14 protein-coding genes and 1 tRNA gene are annotated in these 18,520 nt (G+C 66.3%); 8 read left to right on the top strand and 7 right to left on the bottom strand.

Features of this window, described 5'->3' with window-relative positions:
* Positions 1-12: 12 nt before the first annotated feature.
* From H8S47_RS08525 to H8S47_RS08500, 6 genes are all read left to right on the top strand, one after another.
* A complete protein-coding gene (locus H8S47_RS08525; RefSeq protein ID WP_328805468.1) occupies positions 13-1,686 on the top strand; it encodes a putative bifunctional diguanylate cyclase/phosphodiesterase in 1,674 nt (557 codons plus the stop codon).
* A complete protein-coding gene (locus H8S47_RS08520; protein WP_235982704.1) occupies positions 1,686-2,129 on the top strand; it encodes a YybH family protein in 444 nt (147 codons plus the stop codon). Before H8S47_RS08525 ends, H8S47_RS08520 begins: the two co-directional genes overlap by 1 nt.
* 33 nt (positions 2,130-2,162) lie before the next feature.
* Positions 2,163-3,146, top strand: a complete 984-nt coding sequence (locus H8S47_RS08515) for a DUF2891 domain-containing protein (protein ID WP_398457808.1) — start codon at positions 2,163-2,165, stop codon at positions 3,144-3,146.
* Between the two features lie 79 nt (positions 3,147-3,225).
* Complete coding sequence (locus H8S47_RS08510; RefSeq protein WP_235982703.1) at positions 3,226-5,370, top strand: prolyl oligopeptidase family serine peptidase; 2,145 nt, start codon at positions 3,226-3,228, stop codon at positions 5,368-5,370.
* A 17-nt stretch (positions 5,371-5,387) separates the two neighbouring features.
* Positions 5,388-7,163: a DUF885 domain-containing protein gene (locus H8S47_RS08505; RefSeq protein ID WP_187503461.1), complete on the top strand. Its 1,776-nt coding sequence runs from the start codon at positions 5,388-5,390 to the stop codon at positions 7,161-7,163.
* A 111-nt stretch (positions 7,164-7,274) separates the two neighbouring features.
* Entirely contained in the window at positions 7,275-8,420 is a 1,146-nt protein-coding gene (locus H8S47_RS08500; RefSeq protein WP_187503460.1) for a CaiB/BaiF CoA transferase family protein, read from the top strand.
* Positions 8,421-8,433: 13 nt separating this feature from the next.
* On the opposite strand, the gene H8S47_RS08495 is transcribed toward H8S47_RS08500, so the two are convergent.
* The 3 genes from H8S47_RS08495 to H8S47_RS08485 form a co-directional block, all read right to left on the bottom strand.
* Positions 8,434-8,509 (bottom strand) — tRNA-Ile (locus H8S47_RS08495).
* Positions 8,510-8,644: 135 nt separating this feature from the next.
* Positions 8,645-8,911, bottom strand: coding sequence for a hypothetical protein (locus H8S47_RS08490; protein ID WP_031393308.1), 267 nt, complete (start codon positions 8,909-8,911; stop codon positions 8,645-8,647).
* Positions 8,912-9,065: 154 nt separating this feature from the next.
* On the bottom strand, positions 9,066-10,469 hold the full coding sequence (locus tag H8S47_RS08485) for a M20/M25/M40 family metallo-hydrolase (RefSeq protein ID WP_187503459.1): 1,404 nt from the start codon (positions 10,467-10,469) through the stop codon (positions 9,066-9,068).
* A gap of 103 nt (positions 10,470-10,572) precedes the next feature.
* On the opposite strand from H8S47_RS08485, the gene ettA reads away from it, so the two are divergent.
* Together ettA and H8S47_RS08475 are read left to right on the top strand one after the other, a co-directional pair.
* Entirely contained in the window at positions 10,573-12,252 is a 1,680-nt protein-coding gene (ettA, locus tag H8S47_RS08480; protein ID WP_093399227.1) for an energy-dependent translational throttle protein EttA, read from the top strand.
* A gap of 5 nt (positions 12,253-12,257) precedes the next feature.
* Positions 12,258-13,451: a sensor histidine kinase gene (locus H8S47_RS08475; RefSeq protein ID WP_187503458.1), complete on the top strand. Its 1,194-nt coding sequence runs from the start codon at positions 12,258-12,260 to the stop codon at positions 13,449-13,451.
* Between the two features lie 88 nt (positions 13,452-13,539).
* Here the strand turns inward: H8S47_RS08475 and H8S47_RS08470 are convergent, their stop codons facing one another.
* From H8S47_RS08470 to H8S47_RS08455, 4 genes are read right to left on the bottom strand one after another with little or no spacing between them, the layout of a single operon-like run.
* Complete coding sequence (locus H8S47_RS08470) at positions 13,540-14,271, bottom strand: phosphocholine cytidylyltransferase family protein (protein WP_187503457.1); 732 nt, start codon at positions 14,269-14,271, stop codon at positions 13,540-13,542.
* A gap of 1 nt (position 14,272) precedes the next feature.
* On the bottom strand, positions 14,273-15,364 hold the full coding sequence (locus H8S47_RS08465; RefSeq protein WP_056050788.1) for an inositol-3-phosphate synthase: 1,092 nt from the start codon (positions 15,362-15,364) through the stop codon (positions 14,273-14,275).
* Positions 15,365-15,379: 15 nt separating this feature from the next.
* Positions 15,380-16,240, bottom strand: a complete 861-nt coding sequence (locus H8S47_RS08460) for a CDP-alcohol phosphatidyltransferase family protein (RefSeq protein WP_187503456.1) — start codon at positions 16,238-16,240, stop codon at positions 15,380-15,382.
* A 48-nt stretch (positions 16,241-16,288) separates the two neighbouring features.
* Positions 16,289-18,487, bottom strand: a complete 2,199-nt coding sequence (locus H8S47_RS08455) for an NAD(+) synthase (protein ID WP_187503455.1) — start codon at positions 18,485-18,487, stop codon at positions 16,289-16,291.
* Between the last annotated feature and the right edge of the window lie 33 nt (positions 18,488-18,520).

Raw genomic sequence — 18,520 nt, 5'->3', positions numbered from 1 at the left:
GATATGGAAGACATGCAGACAGCAACGACACTGTTTGCGGTATCGTTCCGTCAACGCGGTGAAATCGCGGAGATTTTGGCCGGGGCGGGCGCTGGTGCGGACTGGCATGCGGCGGTGTCGAGCGATGCCGTTGCGATCGAAAGTCGCTTCCTCGCCAGCGGGGCGGCGGTGGCGCTGATCGACGCGCGTGGTGCGCTCGACGAAGGGCTCGCGGCGACGCTGGCGCTGGGTGGACTGTGCGCGACCAACGGCGCTGCGCTGCTCGTGCTGGTGTCGCGCAGCGACGTCGAGGCGATCGGCGAGTTCTTCGATGCGGGCGCGACGCAGTTCCTCGTCAGCCCGGCAAGCGGCGGCGAACTGGTCCAGGCACTGCGCTTCGCCGGGCGTCATGCGGTCCGCACCGCTGGCAACGCGATCGACCGGCGCCGGATACCCGGTGCGTCGCTTTACGACCGGGAAACAGGTGACGTCCGCCGCTGGATCATCGGGCGGATCGCCGGCGATTGCCCGGTCGCGGTGGTGCTCGTATCGTTGTCGCGGCTCGACATCGTCAACGCGGCGCACGGACGGCCCGCGGTCGACGCGCTGATCGAGACGGCGGTGCGGCGGACCGAGACGATCGCGCACGCGGCGATCGGCGTCGATTCGATGGTGGCCCGGCTCGGCGGTTCGGAATTCGCGCTCGTATTGGAGGCCTCCGGCGCGGCCGTGACGGCGGCGATCACAGCGCTGGATGCCGCCTTGGCGCGACCGTTCCGCGTGGCCGATACGCGCGCGGTGCTCGGCTGCCGGTTCGGAGTGGCGCAGCGCCAGCCGGGCGACGATGCGGCCGCCTTGCTGCGCAGGGCGAGCGAGGCGCTGGCGGAGGCGAAAGCGAGCGACGGTTCGGTCCTGCACGTCGCTTTGCCCGACGGAGTTGCGCCGATCGATGCGCTGGCGATCGACCTGCATCACGCGATCGAGCGCGACGAGATCGACCTTCGCTGGCAGCCCCAGGTCGAGATTGCGGGCGGCCGGATCGCGGGGGTCGAGGCGCTGGCACGCTGGAACCACCGGACGTTGGGGCCGCTGGGGGCCGATACGTTGTTCGACGCTGCCGACCGCGCGGATTTGGGCATCGCACTGTCGGACCATATCCAGCGGCTCGTCCTGGCGCGCGCAGTGGCATGGCCGGAGGCGCTGGGGGCGCTGCGCGTGTCGCTCAACCTGACCGCGGCGGATATCACCCGGCCCGGGTTCGCGGCACTGTTCCTGGCGCGGGTCGACGAGAGCGGGTTTCCGCGCGGGCGCCTGACCGTCGAGATCACGGAAACCGGCCTGATCGAGGATCTGGCGGCGGCGTCGGCCTTGCTGGCAGAGTTGCGTGGGGCAGGGTGCCGGGTAGCGATCGACGATTTCGGGACGGGCTATTCGAGCCTCGCCTATCTCAAGTCGCTGCCGCTCGATTACGTCAAGATCGACAAGTCGCTGGTGCGCGACATCGACGGGTCGGCGCGCGACCGGGTGGTCGTGGCCGGTGCGATCACGATGGCGCGATCGCTAGGCCTCGCGGTCATCGCCGAGGGCGTGGAAACGCCGTCGCAGTTGGAACTGCTCGCGGCGGGCGGCTGTGGCCTGTACCAGGGCTTCCTGTTTTCGGAGCCGGTCAATGAGACGGCGCTGCTCGATCTGGTGGGGAAAGAATGATGCGGGCTCTGTTGGTGCCGATCGCGATGATGGCGGTCGCTGTTCCTGCCGCCGCTTCAGCCGCCCCCGCACCCGCGCAGGTTCCGGCCGAAACCGCGATCCGTCAGGCGATGGAGGCGAGCGCGACCGCCTGGAATGCGGGCGATCTCGCACGGTTCATGGCGGTCTATGCCGACGATGCGGTGTTCGTGACGCCGAAGGGGCTGTTGCGCGGCAAGGAGGCGATCGCCGCCAAATACCGGCCGAGCTTTCGCGGTGTCGGCAATGCCCGTGGCGCGCTGACGTTCGCATTCCTCGAGATGCGCGGGATCGATCCGCGTCACGCGATGCTGTTCGCACGCTGGACGCTGACCGGGCCGTCGACCGTGGAAAGCGGGATGACGACGCTGGTCTTCGAACGGCGCGGGGCGGCATGGCAGATCATCGCCGATCACAGCAGCTGAACGCCGATTGCAAAGCTACAGGATGACGGAATGATCAATACGCTCGACCGCACAACCGCGGCCCGCTTCGCCGCGCTGACGCTGGGGCATCTGACCCGCGAATGGCCGTACAAGCTCGATCAGGTGCTCGACGGGCCCGGCGACCTGGCGCTGCCAAAGACGCTGCATCCGGTGTTCCACGGCAGCTTCGACTGGCACAGTTGCGTGCATGGCTGGTGGCAGGTCATGCGGCTCGCGCGACTGTTCCCCGATATGGCTGAAGCCGCCGCGGTCGAGGCATTGGCGGACCGGATGCTCGTACCCGGGCTCATCGCAGGTGAGGTGGCCTATCTCGATCGACCGGGCACAGGCGGATTCGAGCGGCCTTATGGCTGGGGCTGGCTGCTCGCGCTGCATGACGAACTGGCATTGCGGCCCGATCGACCCTGGACGGCGGCGGTCGAGCCGTTGGCGCGCGCGTTCGCAGCCCGGTTCGCGGCGTATCTGCCGAAGCTCATCTACCCGGTGCGTAGCGGCAAGCATGACTGCACCGCGTTTGCGCTGGTCCACGCGCTGCGGTGGGCGAGGGCGCATGACGCGTCGCTGGCCACGCTGATCGAGGCACGGGCGCGGGTCTGGTATGGCGACGATCGCGACTGCCGTCCGTTCGAGCCGAGTGGCGAGGATTTCCTGTCGGCGACGTTGTGCGAGGCGGCGTTGATGAAGGACGTTCTCGGCACCGGCTTCCCTGCCTGGCTGGCGGCGTTCCTGCCCGATCCGTTCGGTGCGGCGACGGCGTGGCTGCGCGCGCCTGCGGTGGTGAGCGATCGTTCCGACGGGCGGCTCGCGCATCTCGACGGGCTGAACCTGTCGCGGGCGTGGTGCTGGCGGACGATCGCGGAGGCCTTGCCGGTGCCGGCGGCGGCACATGCGATTGCCGACGCGCACCTTGCCGAAGCGCTGCCGCACCTCGCGGACGATTACATGGGCGAGCATTGGCTGGCGACGTTCGCGCTGCTGGCGCTGGAAGCCGCCTGATCGCCGATTGGCTCGAGAGAAGGGGTTAGCAGAGCGGACCGCGCTGCCTAAGGTCGCATCATCGAACGAAGAAAGAGTGATGATGCACCAACGCCTGCCGTTCTTGGCCCTGCTGGCCCTTTCCACGACCGCGCTCGCGCAGACGCCCGCTCCGATCCCAGCGCAAACACCGACGCAGGCTCCTTCCACTGACCCCAACGCGTATCTGGAAGACATTCACGGCGCGCGTGCGCTCGATACGGTGAAGCGGTGGAATACGCGCTCGCTCGCCGCGCTTGAAGCGAAGCCTGGTTACGCGGGGTATCGCCAGCGCGCGCTGGACCTGTTGCAGGCCGACCGCCAGATCGCCAACCCCGACCAGGTCATCGGCGCTCAGGTGCTGAACCTGTGGCAGGACAAGACGAACGTGCGGGGCCTGTGGCGGGTCGCGTCGCTGGCATCGTTCAGCAGCGGCAAGCCGGTGTGGCGGACGTTGATCGACGTCGATGCGCTCGGCAAGGCGGAGGGCAAGAGCTGGGTGTGGAAGGGCGCGACCTGTCGCTCGCCGTCCTATGATCGTTGCATGGTGGCGCTGTCGAACGGCGGCGGCGACGCGGTCGAGGAGCGGGAGTTCGATATTCCGTCGGGCAAGTTCGTCGCGGATGGCTTCGTCGTGCCGATCTTCAAGACGCGGTTGAACTGGGCTGGGCCGGACGCACTGTACGTCGCGACCGATTTCGGCCGCGACAGCCTGACCAAGTCGGGCTATCCGCGCGTCGCCAAACTGTGGCGCCGCGGTACGCCACTGACCGCCGCGACCGAGATCGCCAGCGCGACGCAGGATGACGTCGGGATCAACGTCAGCGTATTTCCGGATGGCGAGCAGCGCTATCCGCTGGTCGTCCGCGACACCGATTTCTTCCATTCGAAGCGGAGCCATGTCGCGCAGGATGGTCGGCTCGTGCCATCGCCGCTGCCCGACGACGCGGTGATCAACACCGTGCTCGACGGCCGGCTGATTGCGACGCTAGCGTCGGATTGGCGCGGCGTGCCGGCGGGGGCGGTGGTCGCCTACAGCATCGCCGACGTCTTGGCTGGCCGCGCGCCGACGATCGAGCGGGTGCTGGTGCCGACCGCGACGCAGGCGGTGGAACAGGTCGATTCGAGCAAGTTGGTGCTGTGGGTGAAGATGCTCGACGACGTGTCGGGGCGGCTCGTGTCGCTGAAGCGCGGCGCGGACGGGAACTGGACTCATACGGTTGCGGCTTTGCCGACCGCTTCGACGATCCACCTCGATGCGACCGCGGGGAAGGAGGATCTCGCCTTCGCGACGGTCGAGAGCTTCCTGAGCCCGCCCGCGCTCTACGCGATCCGCCCGGCCACGAAGCCGGTCGCGGTCGATACGCTGCCGGCGCGGTTCGATGCTTCCAAAATGCAGGTCGAACAGCGGTTCGCGACGTCGAAGGACGGGACCAAGATCCCGTATTTCCTCGTGCGCAAGAAGGGCACGACGGGGCCGGTGCCCGCGCTGGTCCACGCGTACGGCGGGTTCCGCAACGCGCAGACGCCGACCTATCTCGTCGACCAGCCCTATCGATCCGGCCCGGCCGGGCTGTTCTGGGTCGAGGAGGGCAATGCGTTCGTGCTCGCCAACATTCGTGGCGGCGGTGAATACGGGCCGCGCTGGCACCAGATGCCGCTGCGCGAGAACCGGCAAAAGGCGTATGACGATCTGCACGCCGTCGGCGACGATCTGGTCCGTACCGGTGTCAGTGCGAAACGGAAGATCGCGGTGTCGGGGCGGTCGAACGGCGGCCTGCTGGTCGGCGTCGCGATGGAGCAGCGGCCGGACCTGTACGGCGCGATCGTGATGGGATCTCCGCTGCTCGACATGCAGCGCTATTCGCATCTGTCGGCAGGCGCGTCCTGGATCGGCGAATATGGCGATCCCGACAAGCCGGCGGACTGGGCGTTCATCTCGCAATATTCGCCCTATCAGAACCTGAAGCGCGGCGTGAAATACCCGGTGCCGTTCATCTACACCTCCACCGAGGACGACCGCGTCCACCCCGGCCACGCGCGGAAATTCGCCGCGCGGCTCGAGGAATATGGCGACCCGTTCTTCTACTATGAGAACCCCGAAGGCGGTCACGCGGCCGGCGCCGACAAGATCGAGGACGCCAAGCGGGCGGCGCTCGTCACCGTCTATCTCAACACTCAACTCAGCACCGCTCCACAGCGCTGACCGTCAGGAACTAGACCATGCGTAACTTCCGTCTGCTGCTCGGCGCCGCGATCCTGGCGCTGCCCGTTTCCTTGATCCCGACCGCAGCCGTGCACGCTGCGGAGAACGCCACGTTCGCATCGCTGTCGAAGCGCTATGTCGATGGCCTCGCGCGGCTGAACCCGTCGTCGGCGACCGGCCTTGGCGATCACCGGTTCGACACGCAGCTCACCGATATGTCGGCCGCGGGACGTGCCAAGCGCGAGGCGTTCTCGAAGGCGATGCTCGCCGATCTCCAGCGGATCGATCGGAAAGCCCTGTCGCGTGAGGAGCAGGTCGACGCGGCGTTGCTCGACAATGCGCTGCGTTACGACATCTGGGATACCGAGACGCTCGGCGGCTGGGCGTGGGATCCGCAGATCTATAACGACATCGCCGGCAGCTCGCTCTATTCGCTCGCCGCGCGCGATTTCGCGCCGTGGCCACAGCGGCTGAACGCGGCGACCGCACGGATGGAGGCTCTCCCTGCGTTGCTGGCGCAGACACGCCAGAACATCGTGGTCGCGCGCGTGCCGTCGATCTACGCGACAACGGTAGCGAAGCAGAACAGCGGCATCGTCGACATCGCCGAAAGCATGCTCGCCCCGCACAAGAGCGAATTGTCCGCAGCGGACGCCAAGCGGTTCGACGCCGCGCTCGTCAAACTGAAGGCGGCGGTCGCCGAGCACCAGGTCTGGCTCGACAAGACGCTCGTTCCCGGCGCGAAGGGCGACTTCCGCCTCGGCGCGGCGCTCTACGACAAGAAGCTCGGCTTCGCGCTGCAATCCGACCTTACCCGGACCGAGATCAAGCGCCGCGCGCAGACCGCGATCGTCGACACGCGCGCGCAGATGTACGCGATCGCCCGCCAGATATTCGGCGCCAAGCCGGGCGCGCTGCTGCTCCCCGACAAGCCCTCCGACGCGCAGCAACAGGCGGCGATCCAGGCCGCGCTCGAACTGACCTATGCAAAGCGGCCCACGCGCGACGGCATGATCGACGCCTCGACCAAGGCGCTGGCGCAGGCGACCGCGTTCGTCCGCGACAAGGGGCTGGTCGGGATGCCCGATGGCCCGGTGAAGATCATCACGATGCCCAAATTCCAGCAGGGTGTCGCTGTCGCCTATTGTGACTCACCGGGGCCGCTGGAGAAGAACCTCGGCACGTTCTTCGCCGTGTCGCCGGTCCCGGACGACTGGACCGAGAGGCAGGCGACGTCGTTCCTCAGTGAATATAACGACTATATGATCCACGATCTGGCGGTGCACGAGGCGATGCCGGGGCATTTCCTTCAGCTCGCGCACGCCAACGCCACGCAGTCGACGCTGCGCGCGGTGCTCGGCTCGGGGCCGTTCGTCGAGGGCTGGGCGGTGTATGCCGAGGGGATGATGGCGGACGAGGGCTATCTGAACGGCGATCCGCTGTTCAAGCTGACCGTGCTAAAAATGCGGTTGCGGTCGATCTCGAACTCGCTGCTCGATATCGGCATCCATACCGAGGGCATGACGCGCGAGCAGGCGATGCAGCTGATGACTCATACCGCGTTCCAGCAGGAGCGCGAGGCGGCCGGCAAATGGGTCCGCGCGTCGCTCGGCTCGACGCAGCTGCTGAGCTATTTCACCGGTTATTCGGAGCACATGGCGCTGCGGGACGAGGCGAAGAAGCGGCAGGGCGCGGCGTTCGATCTCAAGCGCTATAACGACACGCTGCTCGCGCATGGTTCGCCCCCGGTCCGCTACGTTCGCGAACTGCTGTTCGACCTGCCGATCGGGTGAGGGCCGGTCGCTTGACCGGGTCTGCGAATGCTGTGACGCTGCACCGATAAGAAGCCATCGGAGGGGTGTCATGGCCGCAGGATTTCGTCGGCGCGGTACAGGGTCGCGGCGTTGACCGGGCCGCTCGCCGGCATCCGGATCATCGAGCTTGCCGGGATTGGCCCCGCGCCGTTCGCGTGCATGATGCTCGCCGATCACGGGGCCGAGGTCATCCGGATCGAACGCCCGGGCGCGAAAAAGGGCGGGCCGGGCGGCGATCCCGCCAAGGACATCCTGCTCCGATCCCGCAAGACGATCGCGATCGATCTCAAGTCCGCCGAGGGAATCGGTGTCGTCCGCGATCTGGTCGCGTCGGCGGATGGCTTCGTCGAGGGGTTCAGGCCGGGCGTGACCGAACGACTGGGGCTCGGGCCGGAAGTGCTGATCGAGACGACCCCGCGCCTCGTTTATGGCCGGATGACCGGTTGGGGGCAGGACGGGCCGTACGCGCAGGCCGCGGGCCACGACATCAATTATATCGCGCTGGCCGGCGCGCTGCACGCGTTCGGGCGCGCAGGCGAGAAGCCGACGCCGCCGATCAACATGGTCGGCGATTTCGGCGGCGGCGCGATGATGCTCGCATTCGGGATGGTCAGCGCGCTGCTCCACGCGCGGACGACCGGGCAGGGGCAAGTGATAGACTGCGCGATGACCGATGGCGCCGCGCTGTTGATGAGCATGATCTGGAGCTTTCACGGGCAGGGCTTGTGGCGCGACGAGCGCGGCGTGAACCTGCTCGATAGCGGCGCGCATTTCTACGACACCTATGCCTGTGCCGATGGGAAATACGTGTCGATCGGCGCGATCGAGCCGCAATTCTACGCTGTGTTGCGCGAGAAGGCGGGGCTGGCGGCGGATGCGGAGTTCGACCGGCAGATGGATCCGCGATGCTGGCCAGCGCTGAAAGACAGGCTGACGGCGGTATTCGCCAGCCGGACTCGCGACGAATGGTGCGCGATTATCGAGCATACCGACGCGTGTTTCGCACCGGTGCTATCGCTGGCCGAGGCGCCCGCGCATCCGTACAATGTCGCCCGCGGCACGTTCACGGAGGTGGGGGGCGTCGTCCAGCCGATGCCCGCACCGCGCTATTCCGCCACGCCGACCGCCGCGCCACACATGGCCGGCGGGCGTACCGATACCGATGCGCTGCTCGACGGGCTTGGCTACGCCGCGGACACGATCACCGCGCTCAAGGCTGGCGGGATCGTCGCATGATAAGGTGGGTGGTTGGTGGGCCCGGCAGGAATCGAACCCGCAACCTAGCCGTTATGAGCGGCCAGCTCTAACCGTTGAGCTACAGGCCCCACCGGCGCCTGCGTTAGCGCAAGCGATCATCCGGCAAAAGGGCGCAAAGCAAAAGGGCAAAGAAAAAGGGCGCTCCCGAAGGAACGCCCTTTCCGACACTAAATCCTATCGAGCGTAGAAACGCCCGACAGATTTTAGTTCATGTTGTCGGTCTTCTCGTCGGCAGCGTCACGGACGTTGTCGGCAGCTGCGTTCATGTTGTCGGCAGCGTTCTCGAGCACGTCGGTAGCGACTGCGTTCGAGGTGTTGTCCGCCATGGCGTCCATGTTGTCAGCCTGCATTTCCATGTTGTCAGCCAGCATGTCCGCGTTGTTCTCAACTGCGGCGGCTTCTGGCGACTTGCTGCAGGCTGCGACGGACATCAGGCCGGCGGCAGCAGCGATCAGAACGATCTTCTTCATTCGAATGCTCCCAAGCATAGTTTCACTCGCGGCCGACCCGATTGCCGTCGCGAAGTCACGTCAAATAGCGGACCCCGGCGGGCGGTCAATCCGCTAAATTCATCTGTCCGCAAGGTTTGCGGCAGAACGATGACGTTTTGGTTGCTGCAACTCGTCACTTATGGGGCACGATCGGGCCGATTTCCTCCGGCGCATTGGCGACCGTCGCGATCATCGCGGTCCACGCCGCGACGTTCTGGCGAAGCTGTTCGGGGTCGATTAGATCCAGCGTGTCCTCGGGCGTGTGGTGGTAGTCGAAGTAGCGCAGACCCGACTGGTTGAGGTCGATTCCAGCGACGCCCGTCGCAATAACCGGGCCGACGTCGGTGCCGCCGTGTGGCGTATCGGCACCGCGGATGATCCCGAGCGGGGCGAGCGCGACCGCCAGGCGGTCCTCGATAGGCTTGGCAGCGGCGGGCAGGCTGCTTTCGAACCGCCAGACGCGATCGGCACCGAAATCCGATTCGGCGGCGGTCGCGTGGCGCTCGCCGGCATGCGCCTTGGCGTAGGCGGTTCCGCCGAATCCGCCGCTCTCCTCGTCACCGAACCAGACGACGCGGATCGTCCGGCGTGGGCGCTGGCCGCTGTCCATGACGAGCTTGGCGGCAGCCGCGGTGATCGCGATGCCCGCGCCGTCGTCGATCGCGCCGGTGCCGAGATCCCAGCTGTCGAGATGGCCACCGACCAGCACGATGCCCGCCTTGGGGTCGGTGCCGGGAACCTCGGCGACGACGTTACCCGATTCCTGCATCCCGGCCTGCTTGTCTTCTAGCACCAGCCTCAGCGTCACTGGCTTGCCGAGCTTCACCAGCCGCTCGACATGTTCGGCGTCCGCGACCGACAGCGCCGCCGCGGGGATCGGCGTCACACCCGCCTCGAAATTGGTGTTGCCCGCGTGCGGCCCGCGACCGTGATCGGTGCCGATCGACCGGATCACGATCGCCGCCGCGCCCTTCTTGGCGGCAACGTTCGGTCCGACGAAGCGCGCGGTACCCTGCGATCCATAGCTCGACCCGTCCTGGGTCGGCTGCATCGCGTTCGACACGAAGGCGATTTTGCCCTTCAGGCTGCCGTCGGCGGCGAGCGCCAGGTCGTTGTATGTCGCGAAATACACGATCGGCAGGGTCAGCCCGCCCGGCGGGGTCGCGCCCGAATTGCCGAGGCCGACCAGATGCAGCTTCTGCGCATAGGGTGCGACCAGTTCCCCGCTCTCCGTACCGCGCGACCAGACGGGCAGCTGGTATGGCTCGATCCTGACGTTCTTGAACCCGAGCGCCTTCAGCTTGGCGATCGACCAGGCGCGCGCTCGCGGTGCCGCCTCGGTGCCGGTCATCCGTGGGCCGACCTCGGTCGTGATCCCCTCGACGATCTTGTAGGCGATGTCGTCGGTCAGCGCCTTGTCGCGCAGCGCCGCGATCTTCGCATCGACCGCGGTCGCCGGGGCGGCGGTACGCTGCGCCAACAGAGGAGAGGTGAGGGCGGAAGCGGCCAGCGCCGCGAGCAGGGTGCGTTTCATCATGGGGGCAGCGTATGTCGGCGCTCCCCGTTTGCCAACGGCCCGCCGCATCGCTATCTGCGCACGTCAAATCCCGCCTTTATTCAGAACGGAGCTCGGCACCCACATGGCCGTCCAGTATACCTACGTCATGAAGGGTCTGTCGAAGACCTTCCCCGGTGCCAACAAGCCCGTTCTCAACAACATACACCTGCAGTTCATCCCGTCGGCGAAGATCGCGATCATCGGCCCGAACGGCTCGGGCAAGTCGACGCTGATGAAGATCATGGCCGGCATGGATCCCGATTTCACCGGCGAAGCCTGGGCCGCAGAAGGCGTCAACGTCGGCTATCTCGCGCAGGAGCCTCAGCTCGACCCGACCAAGGACGTCATGGGCAACGTCAAGGACGGCGTCCGTCCGGTCGCGGACCTCGTCGACCGGTTCAACGCGATCTCGGCCGAGATGGGCGATCCGCAGGACGACACCGACTTCGACGCGCTGATGGAGGAGATGGGCGAGCTCCAGGCCAAGATCGACGCGGTCGACGGCTGGGCGCTTGACAGCCAGCTAGAGCAGGCGATGGAAGCGCTGCGCTGCCCGCCGGGCGATGCCGACGTCACCAACCTGTCGGGCGGCGAGAAGCGCCGCGTCGCGCTGTGCAAGCTGCTGCTGGAGAAGCCGCAGATCCTGCTGCTCGATGAGCCTACCAACCATCTCGACGCCGAAAGCGTGTCGTGGCTGGAGAACTACCTCAAGGAATATACCGGCAACGTCATCCTCGTGACGCATGACCGCTACTTCCTCGACAATGTCGTCAACTGGGTGCTCGAGCTCGATCGCGGCCGCTATTACACCTACGAGAGCAACTATTCGGGCTATTTGGAGAAGAAGGCTCAGCGCCTCAGCCAGGAAGAGCGCGAAGAGGCCGGCAAGCAGAAGGCCATTGCGGACGAGCTGGCGTGGATGCGCCAGACGCCCAAGGCGCGCCAGACCAAGTCGAAGGCACGTATCCGCGCGTTCGACGAGCTGATGGAGAAGCAGGAGAACCGCGTCGCCGGCAAGGCCGCGATCCTGATCCAGCTGCCCGCGCGTCTCGGCGGCAAGGTGATCGAGGCGAAGGGCCTGACCAAGTCGTATGGCGACAAGCTGTTGTTCGATGGTCTCGACTTCACGCTGCCCCCGGGCGGCATCGTCGGCGTGATCGGCCCGAACGGCGCGGGCAAGTCGACCTTGTTCAAGCTCATCACCGGCCAGGAAACGCCGGACGAGGGCACGATCGAAGTCGGCTCGACCGTCAAGCTGGGTTACGTCGACCAGAGCCGCGACGATCTCGATCCGAACAAGAACGTCTGGCAGGAAATCTCCGACGAGCTCGAGATCTTCCGCTTCGGCAAGCAGGAGATGGGGACGCGCGCCTATGTCGGCGCGTTCAACTTCCGCGGACCGGACCAGCAGAAGAAGGTCGGCCAGTTGTCGGGCGGCGAGCGCAACCGCGTGCACATGGCCAAGATGCTCAAGGAGGGTGGCAACGTCCTCCTGCTCGACGAGCCGACCAACGATCTCGACGTCGAGACTCTCCGCGCACTCGAGGAGGCGCTCGAAACCTTCGCCGGCTGCGCCGTCGTCATCAGCCATGACCGCTTCTTCCTCGATCGCCTCGCGACGCACATTCTCGCGTTCGAGGGCGACAGCCACGTCGAGTGGTTCGAGGGCAACTACGCGTCGTACGAGGAGGACAAGCGCCGCCGCATGGGCGACGCCGCCGATCGGCCCACGCGTCTGGCGTACAAGAAGCTGACCCGCTGAGGACGATGCCGGTCGTCGAACACCCCCCGGGCGGTACCAACGCTCCCGCTGCTGGCGAACTCGAATATCGTCTTCGCCAGCAGTCTATCCTGGCCGATTTCGGGATCGAGGCACTGCGCGCGCGGGACCTGGATCCCATGCTGCAGCGCGCGACCGAGCTGTGCGGCGAGGGCATGCGCTCGAAATACTGCAAGTTCCTTGAATATCGCCCCGAGCAGGACAGCCTGCTGGTGCGCGCTGGGATCGGCTGGGAGCCGGGGGTGGTCGGGTCGACGGAGATGCGGACCGATCTCGGTTCGCCCGCCGGGTTCGCACTGGAGACCGGCGAGCCGGTGATCTCGAACCATCTCGGCAACGAGCAGCGGTTTCGCACGCCGGAGTTCATGGCGCGCCACAAGATCCGGCGCGCGATCAACGTATTGGTCGAGACGTCGGGCAAACGCTTTGGCGTGCTCGAGGTCGACAGCCCCGACGAAGGCCAGTTTGAACCCGCCGACTTCGCGTTCATGCAGGGGTTTGCGAATCTCATCGGCGTGGCGATCGAACGGCAGCAGGCAGAGCAGCGGCTGAGCGAGGCGATGGAGCACCAGGAGCTTCTCACACGTGAGGCCAGCCACCGCGTGAAGAACAGTCTGGCGCTCGTGTCGGCGATGCTCAACCTGCAGATGCAGGAAGACGACGATCCGCGGATTCGGCGGCTTTTGGGCGATGCGCAGGCGCGGATCACGGCGATCGCACAGACCCACGACCAGCTGTGGCGCGGCGATCAGGTCGGCATCGTCGCGCTTAACGATCTGGTCTGCGGGATCGCGACGGGGCTGGGCGAGCAGTCGCTCAACCACCGGATCGACTGCGATATCGAGCCGATCATGATCAGCGCGGACGTCGCCATCCCGGTCGGGTTGCTGGTCACTGAGCTCGTCACCAACGCGATCAAATATGCCTATGGCGAGGATGGCGGCGTGATCTTGGTCTCGGTACGCAGCGCGGACGGGCGGATCGTGTTGACCGTGTCCGATGAAGGCGGCGGATTGCCGGCGGACTTCGACCTCAAGGCAGCGTCGCGCAAGAGCCTCGGGATGCGGATGATCGGCAGCCTCGCGCGCCAGCTCCGCGGGACCGTGACGATCGAGAACGCCGCGGTCGGAACATGCGCGACGCTCGAAGTGCCCGATCCACGGGTCGAGGCAGCAGGCTAGCTTCAGTTCTCCTGCGAACGCAGGAGTCCAGGGTCAGGAGCGTTTCGGTTGGTATCCTAGGCTCCTGCGTTCGCAGGAGAACAATGGCTTACGCCGCTACCGCGTCGGCTTTGGTCGCCATCCAAGCCTCCGCCTTCGCCAGCGCGGGGGCGTCGTCGACGTCGATCCAGTCGATGTCGCTGCAATCCACGACCCGTGCGAGACCTTCCGCGGCCAGCAGGCGGACGCCTTCGGTGAGGGAGGGGCTCGCCAGCGAGGCTAATGCGTCCGACAGCGCAGGTCCGATCGCGAAAACGCCGGTGTCGTAGCAGTCGTGCGGTTCGAGGCCCTTGCCGATCGCGACGATCCGGTCGCCTTCGGTCGCGACGCAGGTCACGTCCTCCGGGTCGACCCAGTCATGGCCGAGGCGTCGGTCGATACCGAGGCGCAAGCCGCCGCCGGCCCCGGCTTTCGCCATGCGGGCGTAGAGTTCGGGGCTGACGAGGTGGTCGCACATCGCCAGCACCGCTTCGTCACCGGCCAGCGCATCGCGCGCCGCGAGGACCGAGACGCCGTTGGGCTCGCGGTGATCGGCGAGCACGGTCTCGACCTTAAGGGGCCAGCGCCGGCTCGCTAAATACGCTTCGATCGCCTCGCGCCCATAGCTGACCGTCACGATCGCGCGCTTGAAGCCGGCTTCAGCCAGCCCTTCGAGCGCGTGAGCGATCAACGGCCGCCCCGCCACCGCACAGAGCGGCTTGTACGGGGCGGAGGTGCGAAGGCGGCTGCCTTCCCCGGCGGCGAGGATGATCGCCGTTTGGATCCGGGGCGTCTCGATCATGTCAGGCAGCCTTGATGAACCGCTCGACTTCGATCTGCGCGAGATCGTCGGTCATCTGCGTGCGCGGGTGCTTGCAGAAATAGGCCGACGCAGGGTCGATCACGCCGGCGATGCCGCGATCCTTGGCGATCTTGGCGCAGCGGATCATGTCGATCGCGACACCCGCCGAGTTGGGGCTGTCCTCGACCGAGAGGCGCAGCTCGATGTTCATCGGCACACCACCGAACAGCTGGCCTTCCATGCGCAGGAAGCAGACCTTGTTGTCGTTCTGCCAGGGCACATAGTCCGACGGACCGATGTGGACGTTGTCGTCGTCCATGCGCTCGGCCGCGACCGACTGCACGGCTTCGGTCTTCGAGATCTTCTTCGACTCGAGACGGCGATGGTTCGACATGTTGAGGAAGTCGGTGTTGCCGCCGGTGTTGAGCTGGTAGGTGCGATCCAGCTTCACGCCGCGCTTGGCGAACAGGTCGGTCAGCACGCGGTGGACGATCGTCGCGCCGAGCTGCGCCTTGATGTCGTCACCGATGATCGCGACGCCCGCGTCTTCGAACTTCTTCGCCCAGACCGGGTTGGAAGCGATGAAGACGGGGATGTTGTTGACGAACGCCACGCCTGCTTCGATCGCGCATTCGGCGTAGAATTCGGTCGCTTCCTGCGATCCGACCGGCAGGTAGTTCATCAGCACGTCGGCGCCCGACGCCTTCAGCTCGGCGATGACCTCTTCACGGGTCGGCTCGGCGGCGTCCGAAACGAGGAACGTGCGGTCGTCCTTGAAGTCGGCCATGTGGTCGGCGACGCCGTCCAGCTTCTTGCCCATCTTTACGATCGTGCCGGTGTTGCCGACATTGGGTGCGAACACCGCGGTGCAGTTGGGCTTGGCGAAGATCGCCTCGGCGACGTCCTTGCCGACCTTGCGACGATCGACGTCCCAAGCCGCGACGACCTTGATGTCGCTCGGCTTGTAGCCACCCATGTCGAAATGCATCAGGCCGACCTGGTCGTTTGCCCCCTCGCGGTAGTGCTCGAGGCCTTGCACGAGCGAGCTCGCACAGTTGCCGATGCCGACCACGGCGATCCGAATGCTATTCATTACTGACCCTGTTCCTTACGAAAGATGCATGCGCGACGCGGTCTTTGGTCGCGGCGGCGTTGTACTACGAACGAAGGCGCGTTCGACACGACGGTGCCAGACGAGCCCGACGATGGCCACGAGCGTCAAAGGGACGATCTCGAACCACCAGAAGATGCGTGGGTTGCCCGCGAAGCAGGCGACGAAGATCGCCCATACTCTGACATTCGCGGTAAGCAAGGCCATCAAGCGCAATGGCGCGACGGCGCGGGTGCCGTAACTGGCGCCGAAGGCCACCGGATCGCTCGCTTGGCCGAGCGTCCGTTCGAACGGCATGGCAATCCGATCGATGCTGCTGGCGACACCGTCGTAGAACCGGACGAGCGCGTTCCCAGTAGGCACAGGCGGCGCTTCGAGCGCAACGCCCTTGATCCGGCGATGGAAGCGCGCGCGCTCGCCTTCGTACATGTTCGACTGCACCGCATGCGCGCCACCGGCGGCGAAGGCGAGGATCCAGCCCTCGGGCGTGTCGATCGTGATCGCCAGCGACGTGTAGATCAGCGCGAAGACGCCGTGATCGCAGAGCCCGTCGAGCATCCGCCCGAGCGGGCTCGCGGTCTTGGTCGCGCGCGCGACCATGCCGTCGAGTCCGTCGGCGATCAGCCACCCCATCGACAGCACCAGACCGACCAGCGCCAGCGCCCAATTGCCCCATTGCGTATAGGCGAGCGCGGCAGCTCCGCCGAGACAAAGCCCGGCCACCGACACCGCATTGGCCGAAATTCCACGCGCCAGCGCCAACGGCAAAAGCGCACGGCCCGCCGGGTGAATCAGCCAAAGATTAGATGGGATCTCGATCCGGCGATCGCGCGATCCATCCGGTGGAGCCACTGTCATAGGATTTTCACAATGCGCCCGGCTGCCGATTTATGCAAGGCAGCGCAACTAACCCAACGGAACGCTTGACCGCAATTCTTCGATCCAGACCGTCGCGATCCCGTCCGATGGCGCACGCCAATCGCCGCGCGGCGACAGTGCACCGCCCGCCGAGACCTTCGGCCCGTTCGGCATCGCCGACCGCTTGAACTGGCTGGTCGTGAAGAATCGGAACAGGAATTTTTCCAACCAATGCCGGATCGTCGGCAGATCATAGGCGACGCGCGCATCGGCGGGCAGGTCCTCCGGCCACGCGCCGACGCTCGCATCGCACCATGCGTGCCAGGCGAGAAACGCGATCTTCGACGGCGCGAGGCCATGGCGGATCACGTAATGCGCGAAGAAATCGTTGAGCGCATACGGCCCGATCATCGACTCGGTGCTCTGCAACGCGCCGTCCGCGCCGGCCGGCACGAGCTCGGGCGAAATTTCCTGCGCGAGGATCGTCGACAGAATGTCGTCGGTCGCGGCGTCATACTGGTCCGTGCGGATACACCAGCGGATCAGGAACTGGATCAGCGTCTTGGGTACGCCACTGTTGACCGCATAATGGCTCATCTGGTCGCCGACGCCGTAGGTGCACCAGCCGAGCGCCATCTCGCTGAGGTCCCCCGTGCCGAGCACGATCCCGCGGCGCTGGTTGGCGAGGCGGAAGAGGTAATCGGTGCGTAGCCCAGCCTGCACGTTCTCGAAGGTGATGTCGTAGACGGGTTCGCCATCGCTGAAGGGGTGGCCGATATCCTCCAGCATACGGCGCGCGGCCGGCCTGATGTCGATCTCCTCGGCGGTGATGCCGAGCGCACGCATCAGCGCCCACGCGTTCGCCTTGGTGCCTTCTCCGGTCGCGAAACCGGGCATCGTGAAGCCGAGGATCGCGCTGCGGGGACGCCCGAGCCGGTCCATCGCCTTCGCCGCGACGATCAGCGCGTGGGTCGAGTCGAGGCCGCCCGATACGCCGATCACGATCGTCTCGGCGTTTGCGGACACGAGCCGCTTCGACAGCGCCTCCACCTGGATGTTGAACGCCTCGTAGCAATCGTCGTCGCGCCGCGCCGGATCGTTCGGCACGAAGGGGAAGCGGCGGATACTGCGTTCGAGACGAACCGATCCTCCCCCGCCAGGGGGAGGTGGCGCCGTAGGCGACGGAGGGGGAGGGCATGGAACAGAGGTTGCCCTTTCCTCCCCCTCCGTCAGGCTGCGCCTGCCACCTCCCCCTGGCGGGGGAGGATCGTTGGCTTGGATGCCGTTCTCATCTTCAAACACTGCCGCATGATCGAACGCGATCCGCCGGAAGCGCGTTTCGGGATTGCCAGCGAACACCACCGCATCGTTGAACGTGCCGTTGCGCAGGCGGTCCTGCGTGATGCGCTCGCAGTCGACGTCGGCGATCACCAGTTCCGGCTCGGTCGAGAACCGCGCCGACTCCGCGATCTGCTCGCCGAGTTCGTGGATCAGCCCTTGACCGTCCCATGCGACTTCGGTCGTGCTCTCGCCGGGGCCTGCGGCGGAATAGACATAGGCGCACATCGCCCGCGCGGACTGCGAGGCCGCCAGCATCGCCCGCTCGCGCGCCTTGCCGATGACGATGTTCGACGCCGACAGGTTGCAGCAGATCAGCGCGCCCGCGAGCGCTCCCGCGGTCGAGGGCGGGGTAGGGGCCCAGTAATCCTCACAGATCTCGGCATGGAAGACGAAGCCGGGCAGGTCGCGCGCCGCGAAGATCAAGTCGGTCCCGAACGGTACCTCCTCACCGTCGAGGTCGATCGTCGAACCGGTCAGTCCCGCGCCGCTCGCGAACCAGCGCTTTTCGTAGAATTCGCGGTAATTGGGCAGGAACGTCTTCGGCACTACGCCGAGCACTTCGCCCCGAGCGATCGCCAGCGCACAATTATACAGCCGCCCGTTCCGCACCAGCGCCGCCCCCACCAGCAGCACGGGCCGCAAGGTCGCGCTCGCCTCGACCACCGTCGCGATCGCCGCCAGCGTCGCGTGCTGCTGCGCGGTCTGGAGGTGCAGATCGTCGATCGCATAGGAGGTGATGTTCAGTTCCGGGAACACGACGAGGTCGACGCCCCGCGCATCCGCCTCCCGCGCGAGGGCGATCGTCGCTTCGGCGTTTGCGCCGGTATCTCCTACCGAAGCGCGCGGCGTAGCGGCGGCAACCCGGATCAGCCCGTGCGTGTGGATCGCGTAGAATGGATGCGTCATGACGCACCGATAAACGGCCTCGCGGCCTCACGC

This window comes from Sphingomonas albertensis (assembly GCF_014358075.1).
In the GTDB taxonomy this organism is placed as follows: Bacteria; Pseudomonadota; Alphaproteobacteria; order Sphingomonadales; family Sphingomonadaceae; genus Sphingomonas; species Sphingomonas albertensis.
This window is presented reverse-complemented; position numbering and strand designations above follow the sequence as displayed.